General features: G+C 45.3%; 21 protein-coding genes. 6 read left to right on the top strand and 15 right to left on the bottom strand.

Translation table 11 applies throughout. The features are described from left to right. Positions 1 to 81: 81 nt before the first annotated feature. The 6 genes from SK066_RS07055 to SK066_RS07030 form a co-directional block, all read right to left on the bottom strand. The gene (locus SK066_RS07055) at positions 82 to 612 is read right to left on the bottom strand and encodes a DNA topology modulation protein (protein ID WP_320544152.1); all 531 of its coding nucleotides are present in this window, start codon (positions 610 to 612) and stop codon (positions 82 to 84) included. 118 nt (positions 613 to 730) lie between these two features. Next, the gene (locus SK066_RS07050) at positions 731 to 1,375 is read right to left on the bottom strand and encodes a FusB/FusC family EF-G-binding protein (RefSeq protein ID WP_407673811.1); all 645 of its coding nucleotides are present in this window, start codon (positions 1,373 to 1,375) and stop codon (positions 731 to 733) included. A gap of 469 nt (positions 1,376 to 1,844) precedes the next feature. After that, positions 1,845 to 2,417: a P-loop nucleotide/nucleoside kinase family protein gene (locus SK066_RS07045; protein ID WP_320544150.1), complete on the bottom strand. Its 573-nt coding sequence runs from the start codon at positions 2,415 to 2,417 to the stop codon at positions 1,845 to 1,847. A 35-nt stretch (positions 2,418 to 2,452) separates the two neighbouring features. Continuing rightward, positions 2,453 to 3,028 carry a TetR/AcrR family transcriptional regulator gene (locus SK066_RS07040; protein WP_320544149.1) on the bottom strand — a complete coding sequence of 192 codons (576 nt, stop codon included), beginning with the start codon at positions 3,026 to 3,028 and terminating at the stop codon, positions 2,453 to 2,455. A gap of 47 nt (positions 3,029 to 3,075) precedes the next feature. Further along, positions 3,076 to 3,822, bottom strand: coding sequence for an SDR family NAD(P)-dependent oxidoreductase (locus SK066_RS07035; protein WP_320544148.1), 747 nt, complete (start codon positions 3,820 to 3,822; stop codon positions 3,076 to 3,078). 318 nt (positions 3,823 to 4,140) lie between these two features. After that, positions 4,141 to 5,178, bottom strand: coding sequence for a LacI family DNA-binding transcriptional regulator (locus SK066_RS07030; protein ID WP_320544147.1), 1,038 nt, complete (start codon positions 5,176 to 5,178; stop codon positions 4,141 to 4,143). Positions 5,179 to 5,821: 643 nt separating this feature from the next. On the opposite strand from SK066_RS07030, the gene SK066_RS07025 reads away from it, so the two are divergent. After that, positions 5,822 to 6,874: a 2,3-butanediol dehydrogenase gene (locus SK066_RS07025; RefSeq protein WP_188776251.1), complete on the top strand. Its 1,053-nt coding sequence runs from the start codon at positions 5,822 to 5,824 to the stop codon at positions 6,872 to 6,874. A gap of 435 nt (positions 6,875 to 7,309) precedes the next feature. Here SK066_RS07025 and SK066_RS07020 read toward each other — a convergent pair whose 3' ends face one another. From SK066_RS07020 to SK066_RS07000, 5 genes are all read right to left on the bottom strand, one after another. Continuing rightward, positions 7,310 to 8,509, bottom strand: coding sequence for a DUF2625 family protein (locus SK066_RS07020; RefSeq protein ID WP_320544146.1), 1,200 nt, complete (start codon positions 8,507 to 8,509; stop codon positions 7,310 to 7,312). Between the two features lie 179 nt (positions 8,510 to 8,688). After that, on the bottom strand, positions 8,689 to 9,228 hold the full coding sequence (locus tag SK066_RS07015) for an SMI1/KNR4 family protein (protein ID WP_320544145.1): 540 nt from the start codon (positions 9,226 to 9,228) through the stop codon (positions 8,689 to 8,691). A gap of 69 nt (positions 9,229 to 9,297) precedes the next feature. Continuing rightward, entirely contained in the window at positions 9,298 to 10,077 is a 780-nt protein-coding gene (locus SK066_RS07010; protein WP_320544144.1) for a hypothetical protein, read from the bottom strand. Further along, positions 10,074 to 10,874: a hypothetical protein gene (locus tag SK066_RS07005; RefSeq protein ID WP_320544143.1), complete on the bottom strand. Its 801-nt coding sequence runs from the start codon at positions 10,872 to 10,874 to the stop codon at positions 10,074 to 10,076. The genes SK066_RS07010 and SK066_RS07005 overlap by 4 nt, the downstream gene beginning before the upstream one ends. A gap of 43 nt (positions 10,875 to 10,917) precedes the next feature. Beyond that, a complete protein-coding gene (locus SK066_RS07000) occupies positions 10,918 to 11,715 on the bottom strand; it encodes a hypothetical protein (protein WP_320544142.1) in 798 nt (265 codons plus the stop codon). Positions 11,716 to 11,885: 170 nt separating this feature from the next. Between SK066_RS07000 and SK066_RS06995 the strand changes: the two genes are divergently transcribed. The 4 genes from SK066_RS06995 (at position 11,886) to SK066_RS06980 (ending at position 15,886) form a co-directional block, all read left to right on the top strand. Next, positions 11,886 to 12,515: a YfbR-like 5'-deoxynucleotidase gene (locus SK066_RS06995; protein ID WP_188776246.1), complete on the top strand. Its 630-nt coding sequence runs from the start codon at positions 11,886 to 11,888 to the stop codon at positions 12,513 to 12,515. Between the two features lie 15 nt (positions 12,516 to 12,530). Next, positions 12,531 to 13,682 (top strand): glycosyltransferase family 4 protein, encoded by a 1,152-nt coding sequence (locus tag SK066_RS06990; protein WP_320544141.1) that lies wholly within the window; start codon positions 12,531 to 12,533, stop codon positions 13,680 to 13,682. A gap of 338 nt (positions 13,683 to 14,020) precedes the next feature. Continuing rightward, positions 14,021 to 14,398 carry a PilZ domain-containing protein gene (locus SK066_RS06985; RefSeq protein ID WP_320544140.1) on the top strand — a complete coding sequence of 126 codons (378 nt, stop codon included), beginning with the start codon at positions 14,021 to 14,023 and terminating at the stop codon, positions 14,396 to 14,398. Positions 14,399 to 15,127: 729 nt separating this feature from the next. Continuing rightward, on the top strand, positions 15,128 to 15,886 hold the full coding sequence (locus SK066_RS06980; RefSeq protein WP_320544139.1) for an SDR family NAD(P)-dependent oxidoreductase: 759 nt from the start codon (positions 15,128 to 15,130) through the stop codon (positions 15,884 to 15,886). A 180-nt stretch (positions 15,887 to 16,066) separates the two neighbouring features. Here SK066_RS06980 and SK066_RS06975 read toward each other — a convergent pair whose 3' ends face one another. From SK066_RS06975 to SK066_RS06965, 3 genes are all read right to left on the bottom strand, one after another. Then, the gene (locus SK066_RS06975) at positions 16,067 to 17,143 is read right to left on the bottom strand and encodes a DUF4236 domain-containing protein (protein ID WP_320544138.1); all 1,077 of its coding nucleotides are present in this window, start codon (positions 17,141 to 17,143) and stop codon (positions 16,067 to 16,069) included. 201 nt (positions 17,144 to 17,344) lie between these two features. After that, a complete protein-coding gene (locus SK066_RS06970) occupies positions 17,345 to 17,656 on the bottom strand; it encodes a hypothetical protein (RefSeq protein WP_320544137.1) in 312 nt (103 codons plus the stop codon). A gap of 219 nt (positions 17,657 to 17,875) precedes the next feature. Further along, positions 17,876 to 18,844 carry a LacI family DNA-binding transcriptional regulator gene (locus tag SK066_RS06965; RefSeq protein ID WP_320544136.1) on the bottom strand — a complete coding sequence of 323 codons (969 nt, stop codon included), beginning with the start codon at positions 18,842 to 18,844 and terminating at the stop codon, positions 17,876 to 17,878. A 213-nt stretch (positions 18,845 to 19,057) separates the two neighbouring features. Here SK066_RS06965 and SK066_RS06960 point away from each other — a divergent pair, with 213 nt between their 5' ends. Next, positions 19,058 to 20,491: a glycoside hydrolase family 1 protein gene (locus tag SK066_RS06960; RefSeq protein WP_188776240.1), complete on the top strand. Its 1,434-nt coding sequence runs from the start codon at positions 19,058 to 19,060 to the stop codon at positions 20,489 to 20,491. A gap of 351 nt (positions 20,492 to 20,842) precedes the next feature. Here the strand turns inward: SK066_RS06960 and SK066_RS06955 are convergent, their stop codons facing one another. Then, the gene (locus tag SK066_RS06955) at positions 20,843 to 21,541 is read right to left on the bottom strand and encodes a cell wall hydrolase (protein WP_188776239.1); all 699 of its coding nucleotides are present in this window, start codon (positions 21,539 to 21,541) and stop codon (positions 20,843 to 20,845) included. Positions 21,542 to 21,754 lie beyond the last annotated feature (213 nt).

Raw genomic sequence — 21,754 nt, 5'->3', positions numbered from 1 at the left:
TAGCAGGCAGGCAATTAGAAACACGATACGCAGACGGGTGGTGGAGCTTCTTTGCAGCTAGTGTGTATAGGAGTAGTTATTCTATGTGTGAGTGTCTGTATGTTGCTGTCGCAGCTGCTCAATATAGGCATGCAGCTGTTTACGATTTTTAATGATAATGACCTGTTGATGTGGTTCAAGCTCTTGTAATTTTCCTATTGTACGAGAACGTGTCCGTGTAGGATAGTTCCAGATCCAGCGTAAAAAAGCCCAATCGATCTTTTCAGGACAACTTTCATTCAGATCCGGGCGTGTTCGACCGTAATACTGAATCCACCGCTTGATCACGCGATACAGACAGACTCGCCTGGGCATATCGAGCCATATGATCAGATCGGCTCGCCGCAGTCGCAAATCAAGCGTTCTGGAATAATTGCCATCGATAATCCATTCTTCCCCTGCCGCGAATTCGGCAACACGCTGATCCCATTCCTCATCCTGTGTCGCCTCCCAGTTTGGCTTCCAAAAATATCGATCCAAATGAATGAGCGGTAGCTTCAATATCGGTTGTAATTGTGTAGATAAGGTTGATTTGCCAGAGCCAGAACAGCCTATAATGAGTACGCGTTGCATTGGTGTATCCCTCCATTTCATATATATATATTGCTTGATAGTTTGCCTGATCCAGTTAAATACCCAGGCACCAGAAAAGGACTGCTCATGTAAGCAGTCCCATTCGGATGATCATTAATCATTTGCTAGCAGATTGAATAAATCGCTCTAACGCAAATGTACTGGTTATATTGTGATTACACGCTTCATTATCCATGCAGACATATTGACCGAGAGAAGCAAAGTTGTCTGGCGAGCTCCCCTTTTTCATTTTAACATTGAAAAAGCCCAGCTCCTGATTACGATGACAGAACATGCAAAAGCCATTTTTGTTCATCGGTGTAATCTGACCTTCCATTCCGATCAGCTTGCCTTCATACGGATAGACGATATACAGTCGGTTCGTCGCAATATCGATCCAGCGTAAATAGGTCGTATGCAGCCAATCGATCGTTTCCAGATTCGGCACCTTGAGCTTCTTGGTCTTAGGAAACAGCTTCTGAATGTGCTGAGGCGATACCGCTGGAAAAGGAACAACATAGCGATCCAGCTGATCGACATACTGCTGTAGCTCATGAGCAGCTTCGAAGCTAGATAGCTGCTCTAACAGCTCGTACTGCTCTGGCGTCAACGCTCCAAAAGCATCGACCACATTGTTCACGGCAGTATCTCGCACGGTAGCGAGTACCTTGCGGTCTGCTACGCTACGCATCGTTTTCAGTAGAAAATTAGCCTGTTTTTGAATATTGTTCAATTGATGATTATGAATAAATGGTTGCAGTATAGATGGTGTTTGCATGACATTCAGCCCCTTATTTGTATTGGATCATTCAATAAGGTGCAAAGCCGCAACAGGTCCAACATATACGTGTGAAGGGCGATCAAGCTTTACAATTTTGACCGCGCCCTACGCAAAAGCTCGCCCCGTTTAGGCTCTGCGTAAGGCGGTTCTAGCTAACGAGCAATCCAGTACGGCTGTTGCCACGGGCATAACCCCCCAGTTCATAGAGTATCCAAAGTATACCAGTAGTCCGGGCGCAGGCGCAACGGCTGGAGAGGATTTGGTGCGGTGCTCGTTTATATGGGTAGTGTATAGATCGAGCAAACAGCAAGAACTGCTTGTTGCTTGTTGCTTGTTGCTTGTTGCTTGTTGCTTGTTGCTTGTTGCTTGTTGCTTGTTGCTTGTTGCTTGTTGCTTGTTGCTTGTTGCTTGTTGCTTGTTGCTTGTTGCTCAAATTATGTATGCCTTCCCTCTACTTGTCCATTTTAAAATGAGCAATAATTCGTGCTGCTGCTTCATCTGGCTCGATCTGAGTCGTATTCAGCCGCATATAATAGGGCTCTGTAATTTCACCGGGTAGAGAGTTCAGTCGATGCTTCTGGTGACTCTCCATGAGCTCATTGTCTGACCATTCGATATTGCGCTTGCTTGGTTTGTGAAGCAGGCGATTCTCTGTCGTATTACGACGCCGACGTTCCTCTACATCTGCTTCCAGCTCGACCCAGCATATCTCTGCTCCACGCTCTCTAAATAGACGACTGATTCCCTCGATATATTCACGTTCACTCGGCAGGTCAAATGCCCATACATAAGTAAAAATCAGTCCACTCAGCCCATTCTCACTCCGCGATGCCTCTTCAAATACCTCACGGCGAATGAGCTCAATCAGGCGCTGACCGGACGGTGAAGCATATTCAAACAAAGCCGTTACCAGCTCGATCGACATATGATTGTGGAACAGCTTCATGCCTGTACGAGCGGCTAGCTGTTGTCCGATTGTCATCTTGCCTACGGCCTGTGGCCCAAATAAAATAACGAATCTCATCGTAAGCCTCTCCCTGCATATGTATATCCCTGAGTCTACGAATCCAGTACACTCAGGGTCATTGCGATCGTATTAGCTACTTGCTGCGGATCATAGTTTGTTTTCGCCATTGTGCGTATGCCTAGCCAGGCATTCATCAAATAATGGGATAGCATGGTCGCATCCAGTGTCGCATTCAATTCACCGCGCTTCTGCCCATATTCAATCAGGTAGCGAAAAAATTCTTCAATCCTCCCATAACCATCTTGCACTAATGATGCACTAAGCGGATCAAGCGTACCTAATTCTACACCAGTATTGACCATAAAACAGCCGATCGGTGTCTCATCATTATTCCTATTCACCTCTAAAGCCTGGCGAATGATTTCTTTCACCGATTGCTCCGCTAGAGCAGGCTTCTTCAAATGCTCGCTTTGACGCTTAATATACAGCTGGAGCGCCTGAATGAATAAGGCATGCTTATCCCCAAAAGTATCATATATACTTTTGCGATGAATGCCCATTGTATCGACTAACTCCTGCATGGATGTTTTCTCATAGCCTTGCTCCCAGAATAGAAGCAAGGCTCGATCCAACACCTCATTAATTTCAAATTCTTTTGGTCTAGCCATTCTTCTCCCCCTATCTGTGCATTGCAGACAGCAGGCTTTGCTTCAGGTTAACCGATTGTAGGATAAATGGGAGCTCTAAGATTAAATTGATACTCCAGATCCACAATGCCAACGACCTCATTGCTATCATAAAGCTGCACCATAAATGCTGCCATTTCCTGAGCTGTATGATGCTTGGGTGAACTGAAATGATAATCATCACCTGGATGGTGCATCGATTTTTGAGCAAATTCTGTGTCTGTAATTGCTGGAGCCAGCACTTTAGCCTGAAGCTTGGCACCGCTCAGCTGAAGCTCCTTCGCTAATCCTTCTGTAAAGGCACTCACATAATATTTGGATGTCGAATAGGCAACCGAACCTATGGCGATAATATAACCGAGCGCGGAGGAGACATTAATTAGCTGTGTGCCTTCTACATTAGCATAATCTTTTACATAGAGTGTGGATAGAATCGTCAGGGCTTCAATGTTAACGCGTAGCATCGTCTCAATCGTATCCAGACGATGTTCTGTTACCAATGCAGTTTCGCCAAGTCCAGCATTATTAATCCACGTCTCAATCTCATACGCCTTCAGCTCATTATATAATGCGTACACCTGCTCCGTCGACGAAAGATCACTCTGTACAGCTTTCACATCCAGCTGCGGATGAGATTGCATAATCTGATGCTGAAGTTGCTCCAGCTTCTCTAAACGTCTGGCAACCAGAATCAGATTCTTTCCTTTTGCGGCAAATGCCAGTGCACTTTCATAACCAATCCCTGAGCTAGCTCCTGTAATTACGGTGTATTTCATTGTTATCTCTCCTTTTTTAGAACGATCATTCTATAATCGATGTAGCTGTACAGATTTGATTTCGCGATCATCATATCATTTATAGAACGATCGGTAAAGAACTATTTTTCTAGCTTCTATTTCAATATAGGAGTCGGCTTTAAAGAGGATAATACAGACTGTCTACAAATAGGATGCTGTGCAGGTCTTTATCTTATTCTATACACGTAATCATAATCTGCATCAAATAAAAAACAAGCACAGCCTTTTCATAGCTGCACTTGCAAGTACGTTATATTGAATAGTGTAAATCGGTGCATTTACATGTGATATGTTTATTTAGGATTCATGTTCCGTATGTGTATAGCGATGCGCCGCCAGACTCGACTCACGCACAATTAAGCGCGGCTCGAATTCGACACGCTCATAAGGTAACGGGTCTGTGGACTGGATACGTTTGAGTAGCAGTTCTGTTGCAAGTCGTCCTACCTCCGCACCCATAATCGATACCGAGCTAATCTGCGGTGTTGTAATCGTCGTCCAGAGGTTATTATCGATCCCCACTACAGCGACATCATCGGGCACCTGTACACCTAGCTCCTTGAATCGATTCACGATCCCGATCGCCACCATATCATTAACGGCATAGATCGCATCCGGCATATGCTTGAGATTATAAAAATAATCGGCTGCCTGTCTGCCCGTTTCAAAGTTAAAGTCCTCACCAAAATAAACGAGTGAGGTATCCACATGCGGCAATGCCTGCTCATAGGCAAGATAACGTTCTTCAATCTTATCCTTTGGCGCTCCAGCATAGGCAATGCGTGTACGACCAATCTGTAGCAAATGCTCCATAACGAGTCTACCCTCCGGTCTTGCCATACCGACAATGTCGGCTTTTAGGTCTGGGCTGAGCTTTTTACTGTAGTTAATGACCGAGATTGGCAGACTGGATTGATTGATCAAATGCTCCAGAGACTTCGGATAAGCAAGTGGCATCATGACCAAGCCATCCACATGTAGCTTTTTCACCTCACGTAGTGTCTCCAGCTCCAGACGTGCATTACCGAGCATATTGATCTGCACAACACGATAGCCATGCTGCTTCGCTGCCTGTTCAACGGACCAGGCAATATCGGGAATAATCGCATTGCGGATATCCGGTACTGCGAGTGCGATCTGGCGCGTTTGACGAATTTTCAAGCTTTGAGCGGACGTGTTTGGGATAAAGCCCATTTGCTCGACAATTTCTAAAATACGCGCTTTTGTTTTCGCGCTGATCCCATCGCTATTGTTCAAGGCACGCGAAACCGTTGCAATACCTACACCGGCTTCACGCGCTACATCCTCGATCGTTACCTTCTTCTTGTCTGCCATTCTGGATGATTCTCCTTCACACCGGAAATGTTTCCGAATCAAGTTGAAATTTTCATACTTTGCTTACATTATAGCATAGAATAGATGTTCGGTAATGGAGAATTGGTTGAGTTAGGGTGATGCTGGCGGTGGAAATTTAATTGCACCAGAAGAGGGGGATCTTCTGCTGATTGGTTACTTTTGCTAGGTGATTAGCGATTGACGATTCGATTCGATTCGCTCCATGGCAAGATGATTAGCAATAACGATCAGGTAAGTGACCAGATATCATTAGCTTCTGCCGAATATCCTATACTGCCCTTATACAACCTATCTTCGATCCATCTCCTACCGTTATATCAGCTTCAATTTTATAAGTATGAAGTAAAATACACGAAGGATATGAAGTGTTTCTTTTACACCGGATATCCGTTTGACATCCACGCAAAAATATGACATGATTTATTTCGGAAACGTTTCCTGTTTTGTTTTATTATTCCGCTGGTTCAAGCATCTTCAGTCGCCGCAGTCGAGCCTTCTGCTTTATCGAGCATACTGTTTTTTTGTTATGAGATAAGGAGGAGCGTATCCACTGTGCCGTAGCTGAACCTGCTCCAGCCATAGATGCAAACTCAATTTATAGCCGTATAGGGAGATGACTTCGATGCAAGCATTACGATGGCATGGTGTAAAGGATTTACGTGTAGAACAGATTGAAGAACCGAATGTACAAAAAGGAAAAGTAAAGATCAAGGTGCAATGGTGTGGTATTTGTGGTAGTGATCTACACGAGTACGCAGCAGGCCCAATTTTCATTCCGCAGGGCGGTAAGCATCCACTCACTGGTGAAGAAGCTCCTGTCGTGATGGGTCATGAATTTTCCGGACAGGTCGTTGAAGTTGGCGAGGGCGTTACTCGTTTCAAGACTGGCGATCGCGTTGTAGTGGAGCCTATTTTTGCGTGCGGTCAGTGTACAGCCTGTAAGCAGGGCAAATACAATCTGTGCGAAAAAATGGGCTTTCTCGGACTTGCCGGCGGTGGCGGTGGCTTCTCTGAATATGTAACTGCCGACGAGCATATGGTTCACCAGATTCCAGATAGCGTATCGTTTGAACAGGGCGCACTTGTGGAGCCTTCCGCGGTAGCACTGTATGCTGTACGTCAAAGCCAGTTCAAAGTTGGCGATCGTGCAGTTGTGTTCGGCGCAGGCCCAATCGGCTTGCTTGTAATTGAAGCACTCAAGGCTTCGGGCGCATCAGATATTTATGCAGTTGAGCTGTCTGAAGAACGCCGCAGCACAGCAGAATCGCTTGGTGCGATTGGCTTGAATCCAGCTGAGGTGGACGTAGTGAAGGAAATTCATCGTTTGACAGATGGTGGAGCCGATGTAGCATTTGAGGTAACCGGTGTACCGGTTGTACTGACACAGGCGATCGAATCAACAAAGCTGAGTGGACAGATTATGATCGTCAGCATTTTTGAAAAAGAAGCACCGATTCATCCGAACCGCATTGTTATGCAGGAGCGCAATATTACCGGTATTATCGGTTATCGCGATGTATTCCCAGCTGTTATTAGCCTGATGAGTCAGGGCTACTTTGCTCCTGAGAAGCTCGTTACGAAGCGTATCGGACTGAGCAGCATTGTAGAGCAGGGCTTTGAAGCACTGCTGAAGGAGAAAAATCAGGTGAAAATTCTCGTTTCGCCAAACGAGTAATACATCACTGTGGATTAGAGCATGGATTGCATGGAAAGGACTATTTCGGTGCATCTGAGCTAACAAACGAGAGTATATGTGAGTAGTGATGAAAGCCACTCATGCCCTCTACGTATCCTATTCTATTAAGGTATATTCATGATGTTATGAATGAATAGCCTGCTTACGATGGCAAACCCACACCCTATTATTCAGTCTGTCATGGACATATGATTCCAGCAGGCATCCGTCTACAATGTCTGCTGGTTAAAGGTGTGATTATGCATAAGCTGTATCTGTTTCTTCATCCTCAGTAGTACCATTCAGCGCGATATATAGCTATGGCTGTATCGATGCGCTGAAAAGCCCGCGAAAGATTCTTCGCGGGCTTCTTTTTTATATCCAGCTTACTGAACGTGCTCAAGCTGATTCGTGCTTTTCGTGCTTTTACTGTCTCTATCCCTCTTCATCATCCAGTAGCATCGTTTGCTCCTGCTCCTTCAGATTCGCCGCAAACTCCTCAAAGCTGTTCGCAATCTGACGTACATTACCCTCTAGCATTTCCTGAACCTGCTCTGGATATTCTGCTTCGGCTTCTGCATCCTCGCGCACGATCGCTTCCTCATGCTCCATCAGCAGTACAGCAGGCTGCTCGGGATGCTGACGATAATCTAGTAAATAATAATTCCCACTGCTCACACTCCAAGCAAATGGAATGATACGCTGTGGATTCGGATTCATCTCATCGACGAGCGCCTCATTGTTCGCAATAAAACGATCATCCAGCTTCGCAAAATGAATACTCCAATCGACATGCCCCTCTGCATCTGCATACTGATATTCCCGCTTCACCGCATCTTGAAGCTGATTCAAATAATCCAGTGGAAAGCAAATACCATAATGCTTCTCAATCCGATCGATATGCTGTTCCAGACTTTGCTGCGCTTGCTCTGCATGAACGGGCGTATCGGCTGGCTCATCCGCATGGGTCTGTGTATCTTCAAATTGCTCCAATACGAAGCTCCAAGCCTCACGTACAGGCACTGGCGATTTATAGCTTGCTATACCGCTACCTTCCTTTGTCCATAACGGCGGATAATACGAGAATACACGCTCAGCACCCAGCTGAGCCGACTCCTGCTGCCAGCCTTCCCAGCGAAATGTCTCATAAAACTGCTGCAAATCCCCTACAGCCAGCCAGTTGATAAAGCCAGAATACGCAAGCTCAGTCGACTCCCATTCCAGTGTATCTGGTGCAAAATAATAAATATGCCCCGTCTGACCAAACCGCCCTGTATCCAGTGCAAAAAAGCCACCCGCCGCATCATATGCAACAGTCAGCATACCCGGCACTTCCGTCAATACAGGCTGATCATGCAATCCATTCCACGAACGCAAGCTACCGTAAATTCCCGGCGCTCCCGAGCCGAGCAGCTTGATCCAGCCATGATCGACGAGTACACCACCCGTTTCGTAGGCGATCGCGCCCAGATAGGAACGAGTACTCATCTGTAGTCGCTCCAGCGTCTGTCTACTCTCTTCTCGATCAACAGGTAAAATCACATATGTATGTATGCCGCCTGTGAACAGCTGCATCAATTCATCCCAGGCATGATGTTCATGGTCAATCAGTTGATCTGCGGATAATGAATGCATAAGTCTAACCCCTTTATCGTTAATGTAATGAGCATTGGCTAATACGGGAAAGAAGCATCGCGTTTGACTATATGGACTATGATTATGTCGATTCGATATCTATAGCATAGAATCCTGCTGGATAAGTCTGGATATTCATCCTACCAGTATACCAAAGGGGATAAATAGGAGCGAATGAACTATACCAATTCCTCACCATGACTGCACAGCTCCACCAACGAATCCGCCGCATGCAGGGCATCCTCGTAATTCAGATTACCCGAATCTGCGAGTAAAATGGGATACTCCCCATTCACAGGAGCCTGACGCATATCAAATACATAATGATAGCCGCCACCATCCATAGCGAATGATAGCGCTCCTGGCATATAATGTGGAAATTCATACACCAAATTCATTTCGCGTAGCTCATCTATACTGAAAAATTGAAATGACCGCTCCCCCGTCTGATATTCTCCACGAGTAGACCAGCGCAACAGATCAAGGTAGCTGTCAGGCAACGGCTTTTGCGGAAAGCTCCAGTGTGTTGCATCTAGCGGTTGATACTGTTCATACAAGGAAGAGGTTGGCGGGAACGGATTCCGTTGCTGATCATGAACCAGCTTAATCTCCTCTTCGCTAAGTGCCCTATTCCAATCCCCAGCCCATTGACGCAATTGCTCCTCTGTTGCACCCTCATTCGTTGTAAATACACGTTCAAATATCGATGCCCAGTTCATATCCGTTCTCCTTATTGGCTATCATCTGTGATTGTTCGCTCGCGTAGCACTACCGCCAGATCTATTCGATCAAAAAATAACCGAATTTACCGCTGTTCTCGCCCCTTGCAGCAAAGCCGCATACAATTCACCAGAGCAACGATCATACTCCGCACCTTTACCATAGTCATGTGCAGAAGCAGGAGGTACATCATTCCATGATCCCATGCCGCCGAATACCCAGCTTTTATAAATAGCATTCAGCAGACGCCAGGAATCATCCGTATATACAGGCGGCAGCTCAAACGCAAATTTACGAGATGGCGTACGATCATCCAGCATTTCAATCGCCGGATCGAAAAAATTCTGCTTCCAAAAGCCTTCCCCAATCTCTTCGGCTAGCTGTCCAATCTGCCAGAGCGCCTTGCCGAGCCGTACAAACATATCACTCATCGAAATAAATTCATGCCCTGCCTGCATCGCTGGCGTATATTCATAGCCCGTATACACAACACGCCAACGTGACTGTGAGCGGTGACGCTCCACCTTCCATTCAGGGCGCCACAATAATGGACGATCGGTACCGAGTGTGGCAATCGCGCTCGGTGCACCGCCTCCCGAAAAGCCGCTTGTCTGCCATTCGGAGCCTTCCATCGCCGCGCTAACCATCATTAACCGCTGATCGCCATTTGCACGGCGCTGCTCAATCCACTCTCGCCAGCTATAGTGCGGCTGATCTCCACCCTCGGTAAAGCTCACTTCCAGTGTACTCGTCTGCTCCAGCTCCTTACTGGACGGCTCAGTGCCACTGATCAAATAACCATTCCCAAGCGCCGTTACCAGTAGCATCTGATGAAATTCTCCATTCATTTTCCTATCCCCCATCTGCCAAAATATGCGGACACTGCATCAATATTATAGCCGTCCTGTCCCTGCCACGTAGCCATCGACACCATATCACTATCATGCCCTCGCCCGATGCGCGGCGCATCCGTTGTTGCTAGCACACCAATATAGCCGAGAATTTCCATGACCACATCACGCTCATTTTTATTGGATGGAAAAATATCCTTCCAGCGCTTCTCCAGCTTCCGAGCACTATCCGCAGGCGCGCAGCATGTAGCTTCCATCAGCATATGCTGGAGCATATTCACATCTTCCTCGGTGCAGCGCACAGGCTGTTCCAGATGAAAAAGCTTCAGATCAAGCCAGCAATACAGCAGCCAGGTCAGCCTTACGCCACCCCACTTGATCCGTTCAAAATTCAATACATTCAAATCCTCTGTAGTATATTGCTGCTGCGGATGCATCCACTCAACCTCTGGTATATGCTGCGCTGCTAGCGGCAACGACCAGCGCTCGCTCCCATCGGTATGCGCCAACAGTCGGCGCGTCAATACCCAGCTGGACAATGCACTTCGTAGATGTACCTTTCGGGTAGATAAGCTATGTAAAAATGCCTCGCTCACCTGTTCCCATGTGATCTCCTCATGTAGCGTGCGTAGCTCACTTAACAACTCATCATATGTAATCGTAATCGGATCAAACATCACACCCTGACTACGCGCATATTCAAAATCAGGCCCAGCAAACACCTTCGGCCCTGATTTCCAGCCACTGCTTTGCCAGAATGTCTTGATTAGAATTTGTTGTGCTTTTTTATCCATGTGTATCCTCCTGCTACTATACTTTATCCTTTCATGCTACAAGCTACATGTCAGGCTTATTCGGATCGAGTAAATATTCAGCAATACGCTCACCCTGTCCAAGCTCTGGACGGTTGTAGTAATATACGGTATCTGTATTGTACTCCAGTTGACGAGCAACGACATAATAGCGAGTTCCTTCAAATGATGATTCCAAACAAAATACACGTCCCATCTGCTCATGTCCATGCATTGATCGATTCAGATCTGCTCGCTCTTCTGCTGTCGCCAGTCGTATCCGTTCCACTGTAAACACCTGAGTAGGTAACATTAGGAACTGTACCTCATGAAAGATCAGCTCTACATTGTGATAATAGCTATAATCTCGGCTACCTGCGATCACCAGCCGACCCCATTCTGTCTGACGCAACACGTAAAAATCCTCAATCTGCTCTTGTATCAGCCAGGGCTGGAGCTGATCGATCGTATACGTACAATGCTGCTCTATCCATTTTCTGAGCTGCCGTGTATCTTCATGCAATTGCCCTTGTAATGAACGGATCACTGTCTTCTCTGTAGCATCAACCATAATAACCAGTCGCTGAATCAACTTCCGAACCTGCTCAATCGCCTGCCTGTTCAGAGTCATATTTAATGATTGTTGGGGATGCTCATCTAGCACCTGATCAGAAATCTTCTCTTCCTTTCCCTCCCTCGAATCCTGACTCTCGATCATGTCGTCTAGCTCCAACAGTAGTGCTTCCAGTCGCGGCAGCGCCCAGACGCAAATGGTATGTGCCATACTATTACGTTCAAGAGAGTCCAGCAATGCTTCCACCTTCACCCAGCTCTCGATCATCATATTCCTCCTTCTAAAATAGCGCTTTCGTGTGTTTACACAAGAATTGACGCCTGTTTAATGTATCGTTAACAATGAAGCACTATGCTGGACATGATATCTTCTCCACTTCATGTAAGCAGATATTGTTATTATTTCATACAACTCACTGTAATCAAAGGATGGTTAGTCTTATGGGAATTCATACCTACTTCCGTTCACTCGACGATCTGGAACGGATCATTCGCTGCCCGGGCAAATTCAAGTTCGAGGAGCATAGCGTCTCTGCCCATTCATGGAAAGTCGTTCAGTACGCTAAAACACTTGCTGATATTGAGGAAATGCACGGCGTATCCATCGATTGGAAAAAGCTATATGAGATCACAAGCAGCCATGACTATGGCGAAATTTTTATCGGTGATATTAAAACTCCGGTTAAGCATTCTTCTCTCGAACTGCGCTCCCTTCTGCAAAAGGTGGAAGAGGGCATGATCGAGCACTTTATTGAAGAAAATATACCCGAGGAATTCAAGCAGATCTTCCGTCATCAGCTACACGAGGGCAAGGACGATTCGACCGAAGGCTTAATTCTTGAAGTCGCTGATAAAATGGATCAGGTCTACGAAGCATTTTCTGAGCTCCAGCGCGGTAATACGGAGAAGGAATTTATCGCGATGTATCGCAACGCCATCGTCAAAATCAAAAATATTCGGCTGCACTGTGTGGACTACTTTCTGGAGCACATTTTGCCGGATATGGTTCACGAGGGCACCTTCTCTACCATCGATATTAAACGTATTACCGAGGAGGCGCTGGCCCAGTAAAAGGAGCGCTTGTGCATGAAAATCGCTATGATTACCGAAACCTTTCTTCCTTCCACAGACGGTATCGTCACACGCCTGACCGCTGTGATTCGCTGGCTCCGCAAGCAGGGACATGATGTGCTGATTATCGCTCCTGAGTCTGACTTGCACGAATTTGAAGGAGCTACCATCGCAGGCATTCCGGCCTATCGCTTCTTCCTCTATCGTTCGAAAAAACTCGCTCTTCCCCTTCCCCGCATCGCCAGATTGCTCCGTCAGTTTGAGCCTGATCTGGTACACGTTGTGAACCCGGCTGTACTTGGTGCTGCCGGTATTTTGTTTGGGAAAAAATGGCCTCTGGTCGCTTCCTATCATACGCATATTCCCCATTATGCGGATCATTATCGCGTCGGCTGGATGAAGCCAGTGCTGTGGTGGTATTTACGTTTACTGCATAATCAGGCACAGCTGAATCTGTGTACCTCGGATACCGTCATGCAGGAGCTGCACAGCCAGCAATTTCATCGGATAAAGCTATGGCAACGCGGCGTAGATACCGAGCGCTTTGATCCTGCTTTCCAGAGTGAGTCGATGCGTGAACGATTAAGCGATGGCGAGCCAGACAAGGTGTTGTTACTCTATGTGGGCCGACTCGCTGCTGAAAAGCAAATCGAGCGGATTCGTGATGTGCTGGAGCACTCAGATCGCTTTCGGCTTGCGATTGTGGGCGATGGGCCTCATCGCGCAGCGTTAGAGCGATATTTTGCTGGGACAGCTACGATATTTACTGGATTTTTGCATGGTGACGAGTTATCCGAGGCGTATGCGTCCAGCGATATTTTTATTTTCCCATCGACAACAGAAACGTTAGGGCTTGTACTGCTAGAAGCTATGGCAGCAGGCTTGCCGATCGTAGCCGCTCAAAGTGGCCCTACACTGGAACAGGTGCAGCATCGAGTAACAGGAATGCTGTATGATCCGAAAGTACCCGAATCCTTTCGTGAGCTTATGCTAGAGCTGGTCGATGAGTCCCTTCGGCATAAGCTTGGCACAGCGGCTAGACAGTCTGCGCTTCAATTAGGCTGGGATGGGCCAAGTCAGCAGCTACTATCCTTTTACGATTCGTTATTACAGCAAGCTGCTGAAAAAGCCATGCCACGCAATAAGACTAGCCGCGACTCCGTCTGAGTATGAGCTTGAGCCTGGGTCTGGATTGTAGATACCCTTCGGACCCAATAGAATATACAAGGGATAGAGTCGCAATGGATTAGGATGGATGAAATATGAAGATAAGTATAACGATAAATTGCGGAGTGATATGCAGGATTTGTGCATATTCACTCCGTTTTGTCATTTTGTAAATATAGTGTTGTAACCTCTGTAATTATTGAAATTTATGCATATTTACATAGCAACACTTCAAATCTTTAGCTGAAATGTCGATAGTAAGTTACATACATAACAAAATATAAACACAATGAACATATCAGTGCATTACGATTCTCACACGGATTGGAGGGGTCTATATGTTACACAATCGCAGAAAATCACCATTTCGATATGTGTTAAAGCAGCCTGTAGCCTTTGAGCTATTTATTCTCAAAATGAATAATCAGCATGTCACATCCAAGCCTATCGAGGCGATGTTACTGGATCTCAGTCGTTCCGGTTGTCGCATCTCACTCCCCGTAGAAATTCCAGCCAGAGATAATGAAGTCCATGTAAGCATCAGCATGCTTTTGCATGAACAGCCACTTCAAATGGAAGGCAAGCTGCAATGGCATCGGGAAGAAGCGGGACGCTTCCACTATGGTGTGCATCTGGATGTATTATCCTTTAGCCGCGATCAGCTCCTGCGTGAGCTACGTTTACTGGCGAGCAAGGATCGGATTATTATTACCTGAATGTGCTAGTATACGTTCACCTTTCGTATAAGATAGACAAGTCGAAGCGATGGATCTGCATCCTACCTCTGCTTCGTTCGGCAATGTGCTTTATCCTTCTGTATTCCACGAAATGATACGAATGAACAAATGGCTGGTCGGCTGTTTGATGAGTTGTTTTGTGAATGAGTCTGTCGGCTTGTCTTGGTAGCTTATGCAGATTGTTTTGACAGCTTGTTTTAGTACGCTGTCTTCATGTAGGGTATGACGATTTTCTCTCTCTCGCCTTTCTGTTCGCCTCGTGTGATCATTTTTCCTCTGTATATAGCTGTACTGGCTAGATTGTACAGTCCATTCTTTCTGAACATTTTTTATAAAAAAGCATTCGTGATAAAAAAAGGTTTTAAGGCTAATCAATAGGTATACATGTTGCCAGTTAATTGTATAGACCTTTCTAATCGATTACATAGATCATCCCCTTTTCAATTCATCTAACAACTTGTTATAAAGTATTTTATAGAAATTATAGAGATATACTCATAATGGGGCTTAGTAATGCAACTAATGTAATTGCATATTTATTTGTATTTTAAGACCATGTCTTTCATAATATACATATCGTTATTTCGTAGTAAGTATGACCTCGCTTATTGTGAATCGAGTCATATAGATCGGTGGATACGATTCATACTCGATGTGCTACGGAAGACTACTCAATTGGATGGATAATTGGAATAGGAGGCTATACATATGGATACAACTCAAAACAAAGTAGCAATCATTACCGGTGGGGCGAGCGGTCTTGGATTAGCGACAGCACTCAAGCTAGCTGAGGCTGGAGTGAACTCAACCATCGTCGATATTTCGGAACAAGCAGGACTTGCCGCAGTCGCTCAGCTGGAAGCCAAAGGCGTGAAGGCGCTATTTGTACAAGCTGATGTGAGCAAGGCTGAAGATGTGAAGCGTTATGTTGATGAGACAGTAGCTACATTTGGCAAAATCGATATGTTTTTCAATAATGCCGGAATTTCTGGCCCTGGTACCAAATTCGCCGATAATACGATCGAACAGATTGAGCAGGTGATCGGTATTAATTTGCTCGGTGGTCTGTACGGTTTGAAATATGTACTGGAGGTTATGCTGCAAAACGGTGGCGGTGCGATCGTGAACACCTCCTCTACAGCAGGTCTAGTCGGTCAAGCTACAGTGGGCTCGTATTCTGCAACCAAGCATGGCTTGATTGGTATCACCAAAACGATTGCAGTCGAATACGCAGCTCAAAATATCCGTATTAACGCAATCGCTCCCGGTACAACCGAAACGCCAATGGTGAAGCAATATCGTCAGGACAATCCAGAAACCTTCCAAGCCGTCGAAGCTGCTATTCCTCAGCGCCGCCTCGGTCAACCCGAAGAGATCGCTGACCTGGTCGCTTTCCTGCTGAGCGAGCGTGCAAGCTATATTAATGGTGTCGTTGTGCCGATTGATGGAGGCTTTACGGCGCAGTAACAATGAGCGTTAGGGTAGCTTGCTAACAGGTTTATTTTGTGAGAAGTATTGGGGCTTGGATGATGGAACAGTGTGTGGGGAATGTTGCATATTGGAATTTCTATATAAAAAGCCTGTAGTGTTGATTGAACAAAAAGCAGCCAGAGAGTTAAGCATCGTTCTGGCTGCTTTTTCTTACGCTCAGTTTTCAATTAGTCGATTCACAGGCTGCAGACCCTGTGTCTTTTTCAAGACCATACGATGTTCGAAATTTTGCATCGAATCTGAGCAGTCAATTTGTTCAAAATTCAAGCGATTTAGTATTTCTTTTTCAATTTTCACAGATAATAATGTTACTTCTTTGCTATGACCAGTAGCTGCATCCATACGCTCATCAATAGCATTAATGTATACATATTTTAAAGGTAAGATCGCAAACATATCTCTTGCAATTCGAAGCGCACAGCTACATATATAGTCCTGTTCCAGATCATAGTAGGCTGTTTTACTCATTGGTTTCACAGACAGTTTCCCTGTGCTGGTTAATGTTTTCTGTTCTTTAGGTACAACATGCTCTCCATGTACCTGAAAATCGATTTCCATAGTATCTTTATCGATTGCAAAAAATTCAAAGCCACTGCCAAATTCACTTAAATCGTCAAGAGGTGCCATTTCCTCAATAACCACAAAAAAAGAATCCTCATCCCCTACTATGATCTTTTTCGCAAGCTGATTGATCTTTTCCCATTCTGCATAATCCTCCTGATCTTGAAGACGTGCAGCTTGCACCTGATCGGCGAGCTTATTTCTTTGCTTCTCTTCTGTTTTAAAAATTTTATTAAACATACTCGGTTTATATTGATTGAGAAGCAGTTGAGCCTGAGATTCATTAGGACCCTCCATGCCTTTTGTAAAAGGAGCTGATGATACAGCAATATCATGCCAATGAATAATCTCATCGCATTCTTTATGTATAGATTTAATAAGTTCGATTTGATTTTCAAACAGAGCTACCTCATAACGCGCCTGCTGCAACTGTTCAACCCGTTGCTGTTCTTTCTGCTTGCGTAATTGCTCTCTGGCTTTATAAGCACTACTGTTATATTTTCGTTTAGAAGATGAGAATGTTACGCCACCTATCGTAGTTCTTGCGCCTGTTCTCGAATTAATGCTATAACGCAAACCTTTGCCCCCAAAACTCAGCCCTGTACTTTTACTACTTACATTTAATCGAATACCCGGAGCAATTTTAAAGCTTTTACGAAATCGTGCTGCCATGTGATAACCCCATTTCTTCATATGATGATATATATTATATGGAATTAAAGTGTAAAATAACCATATATTTTTATTCATGCTATCATCATATGTATATTGCAGTATTAAACAATAAAAGACTTTTATCTCTCCACATTAAATAGAGAAATAAAAGCCTTCTAAAATGATTTACGAAATTGATCTTATTAGATTATAAAATAATCACCTTACTCTAACCTGTTGCTTCGAACGCTCATGATCTTGAAATGCGCGAATGAATCGTGCTGGATCATGCCGAATTGTATATGAAAATACACCTTTGCTCGTATGCAGGTAGAACAATCCTTCTCCAGCACCGAGTCTGCGATAGGACATATCGAAAACGTCCATCAGAGGAAATTCGCGACGATGGGTGATGAGCCGATCCTCATATAGCACCATCTCACGTTCGTCAGTTAAATACTGCTGTCCAGTGCTATTCAGTTTGCGCTCAATTTTGTAGTATGGCTGTACAGCAATCGGCTTCACATACATCCCCGCCCTCTTCAAGAAATCGTATTCGGTCTCTTAAGCTGATATTGGATCATGACATTTACACACCATTGCCGCAACGAATACTATTAATATCGACAAAAGCGCATCATTTATAATGTCTACTTACCCAAAAAGATGCCAAAAATTTCAGATTTCTTGATTCAATTGCAAAAATAATAAATTAGAGGGAATATGAGCCTGTAATCTGCTAGCTACCGATCATGTTGTCTCTCTAGCAATCAGCTCGTATTCCAATCGCTTCGGCTCCATGTGCTCACGTCCAAGCACTTCCCATAATCGATAAAAAGCATGCACTGCCTGATCGCCAATCGGATTACGGATCGTAGTAATGCCCAGCGTGCGTGATAGCTCGCTATCGTCAAATCCTACAATCGCTAGCTGCTCTGGCACACGTAGTCCCTGTCGTCGCGCTTCTGACAGCATGCCAATCGCTACATAATCATTCGCACATAATACAGCCTCTGGTAGCTCTCCCTCAGCCATAAGCTTGTGTACCATCTGCTCTCCATTCGCGCTCGTAAATACCGAATAATGATACCAATCCTGCCTTATCGGCAATCCCTGACTTTCCATAAAGCGCTCATAAGCTTCGCGGCGGCTACGCGTATTCAGACTGTCTGACCGACCAAACATATTAGCAATACGCGTATAGCCGCGTGCTACTAGATGCTCTAACGCAAGCGTATAGCCCATCCCCTGATCCATCGCAATTGATGGAATCTCATCATTGCCCATCCGTTGCCACGATACGATGGGTCCATACTGGCAGTAGGTTTTTAGCATTTTCGGATCGTTCACACAGGTGATAATCACCAGCCCATCCACTCGTTTACTACGTAAATCCTCAAATGCACGCAGCTCACTCGCTTTATCCTCACGTGTCGTATAAATGATCGTCTGAAAGCCATAATCCATCGCAATATCAATAAATCGCTCCAAAAATGCTAGCACGACCTCGCTTGTATTCGCCATTACCATACCGATTTGCTTTGTTTGTCCGGTCGATAATGAGACTGCATTACGGTTCGGAATATAGTTAAGCTGCTCCATAATCGCTGTAATCTTCTCTCTTGCCTCATCGCTCACATGAGGAGAATGATTAATGACGCGTGAGACGGTTGCTCTGGAGTAGCCTGATAATTTTATAATTTGATCAAACTTGGACATTGCTCAATCTCCTTTAATTATTGCTATCACGTATGTTGTGAAATACGTCCACTTGGTGAGGTGTCACAATCTATAGTCATCGCACTCCACAGGTCATTTTTATTTTACCGCAAAATGATACTTGACATGTAACCCGTTACAACGATTACGCTTTTTATGCGGTGCTGCTAATTAGTGTAGCACAAAAAACAGACCATGAATGGAGTGCTGAGCATGAGTAACTCTCACAATAATGTACTGAATTTCCCAGATGGCTTTCTCTGGGGTGGCGCGATTGCAGCCAACCAGGCAGAAGGCGCATTTGATCAATATGGTAAAGGCTGGTCTACCCAGGATGTCGCACCTAAGGGCGTTATGGGGCCAATTACTGAAACTCCAACAGAAGACAATATGAAGCTAGTGGGTATTGATTTTTATCATCGTTACAAAGAAGATGTGAAGCTGTTTGCAGAGATGGGCTTCAAGGTGTTCCGTACTTCGATCGCCTGGTCGCGTATTTTCCCAAAAGGGGATGAAACCGAACCGAATGAAGAAGGCTTACAGTTCTACGATGATCTATTTGATGAGTGTCTGAAATATGGTATTCAGCCGCTTGTTACTCTTTCCCACTATGAGACACCACTGCATCTATCCAAAGAATACGATGGCTGGGTCAATCGTAAGCTGATCGGCTTCTATGCACGCTACGCGGAAACGGTATTCCGTCGCTATAAGGATAAAGTAAAATACTGGCTCACATTCAACGAGATCAACTCGATTTTGGAAGCACCATTTATGAGCGGCGGTATTTACACTCCGAAGGATAAACTGAGCAAGCAGGATCTGTATCAAGCGATTCACCACGAGCTGGTAGCCAGTGCAACAGCAGTGAAGCTGTGTCACGAGATCATTCCAGATGCACAGATTGGTTGTATGATTCTGAGTATGCCAACTTATCCGCTTACACCGAACCCGGATGATGTGATTGCGGCAATGCAGGCAGAGCATAAAAACTATTTCTTCGGCGATGTACATGTACGTGGACGCTACCCTGGCTACATGAAGCGTTACTTCCGTGAGCACGGTATTGAGATCAAAATGGAAGCTGGCGACGAGGAAACGCTGCTGCATACGGTAGACTTTATCTCGTTTAGCTACTATGTCAGCATTTGTGAAACGGCTGATCCTTCCCAAAAAGAAGAAGGACAGGGCAATCTGTTCAGCGGCGTGCCTAACCCTTATCTGCAAGCAAGCGAATGGGGCTGGCAGATCGATCCACAAGGACTGCGTTATGTACTCAATATGTTTTATGATCGCTATCAAAAACCGCTCTTTATCGTTGAAAATGGACTGGGTGCCGTCGATGAGCTGGTAACCGGCCCGGATGGCGAGAAAACAGTCGAAGACGATTATCGTATCCAATATTTGAACGACCATCTGGTGCAGGTTGCTGAAGCGGTAGAAGATGGCGTTGAAGTGATGGGCTTTACATCATGGGGTTGTATCGACGTTGTCAGTGCGTCCTCTGCCCAGCTGAAAAAGCGCTACGGCTACATCTACGTTGATCGCCATGATGATGGATCAGGCACACTGGAACGTTATCGCAAAAAGTCATTCCACTGGTATAAAGAAGTGATCAGCACCAACGGTCGTAGCCTGAAGCGTTAATACGATGTGCTAATACGGTGATCGGAAGCTAATTAGCATGGATTCATTGTGATTGCAGTTAATCAGAGCTACGGATTATCCATACAAATGATCCATCCTAGCGATATCGGTTGAATACGGATCACTGAATACGGATCACAAAAAAGGCCTTTCCTCCATATTTCACATGGACGAAAGGCCTTTTCGTATAACCTCTAAAGCTGAGGCGGAAATCTATTATACAATGCAACAAATTCATTCACATCGTTTAGGTAATACATATAAGTAATACATAATCACTTAGGATAACGCTTATGAATTGAGTTTGAGCAGATCATTCCTGCTACTGCACATTAGATGGTGCTAATGATATCAGTTAGTGAAAATATGTTGTCCCAGCGTAATCACAGCCGGACGGCGCATGCTCCACTCAGAGGTAGCGATACGCGGGTTATAGTAATATAGTGAGCCATTGGTTGGATCAACACCACGAAGCGCCTGTCTTGCAGCATCATAGGCAGCTTTGTTAGGCTTCAAGTAATATTGTCCATCAGCAACAGCTGTGAATTGTCCAGGCTGCATCACAACACCCCAGATCGTATTCGGGAATTCACCGGATTGTACACGGTTCAACACAACCGCTCCAACCGCTACCTGTCCTTCAAAGGACTCCCCACGTGCTTCACCATAAATAATATGGGCCAGAATATCGAGTGAATCCTGATCAGCACGATATGTACCTTTGGAGCCAGAGCTTGCGGATGCACTTGCAGTGACGATGCCGCTACTGCTCTTCGTGCCCAGCTTGGACAATGTTGCAGGGCCAGCCACACCATCTACACTTAATCCATGGTCACGCTGAAATTGTTTTACAGCATTCGAGGTGATGCTGCCATAATAGCCAGTCGTATTGGCATAAAAATAACCATGATTAGCAAGCTGACGTTGCAATTGCACCACATCCGAGCTACGCATTCCCTGCGTCAGCAAAGCGGCATCTGCCGGAGCTGCTAAAAAAGTAATGCCTACTGCACAGGCACAGGATGCAATCAAAGCGGGTAGTTTTCTCATCGTTCGGTATAACCTCCATATTCAGTAATAAATGTGCGGATTGGCTGTGTTCTGGATGTGAAGATACGAAATTCGCCGTTAGCGGAACTTGCCTGCTACAATACATGCAATCGTAATGCCACTAGCTTCACTAATCAATTGGAAATCAAAAATGACGATATTGTAACTTCAAGAACAAATCATGGAGCCAGTAAAGTACTCCTACTGGTAGCA

Source organism: Paenibacillus hunanensis (assembly GCF_034055775.1).
Taxonomy (GTDB): Bacteria; Bacillota; Bacilli; order Paenibacillales; family Paenibacillaceae; genus Saccharibacillus; species Saccharibacillus hunanensis.
The sequence above is the reverse complement of the archived record's forward strand: the minus strand, read 5'-3'. Positions and strand labels throughout refer to the sequence as shown.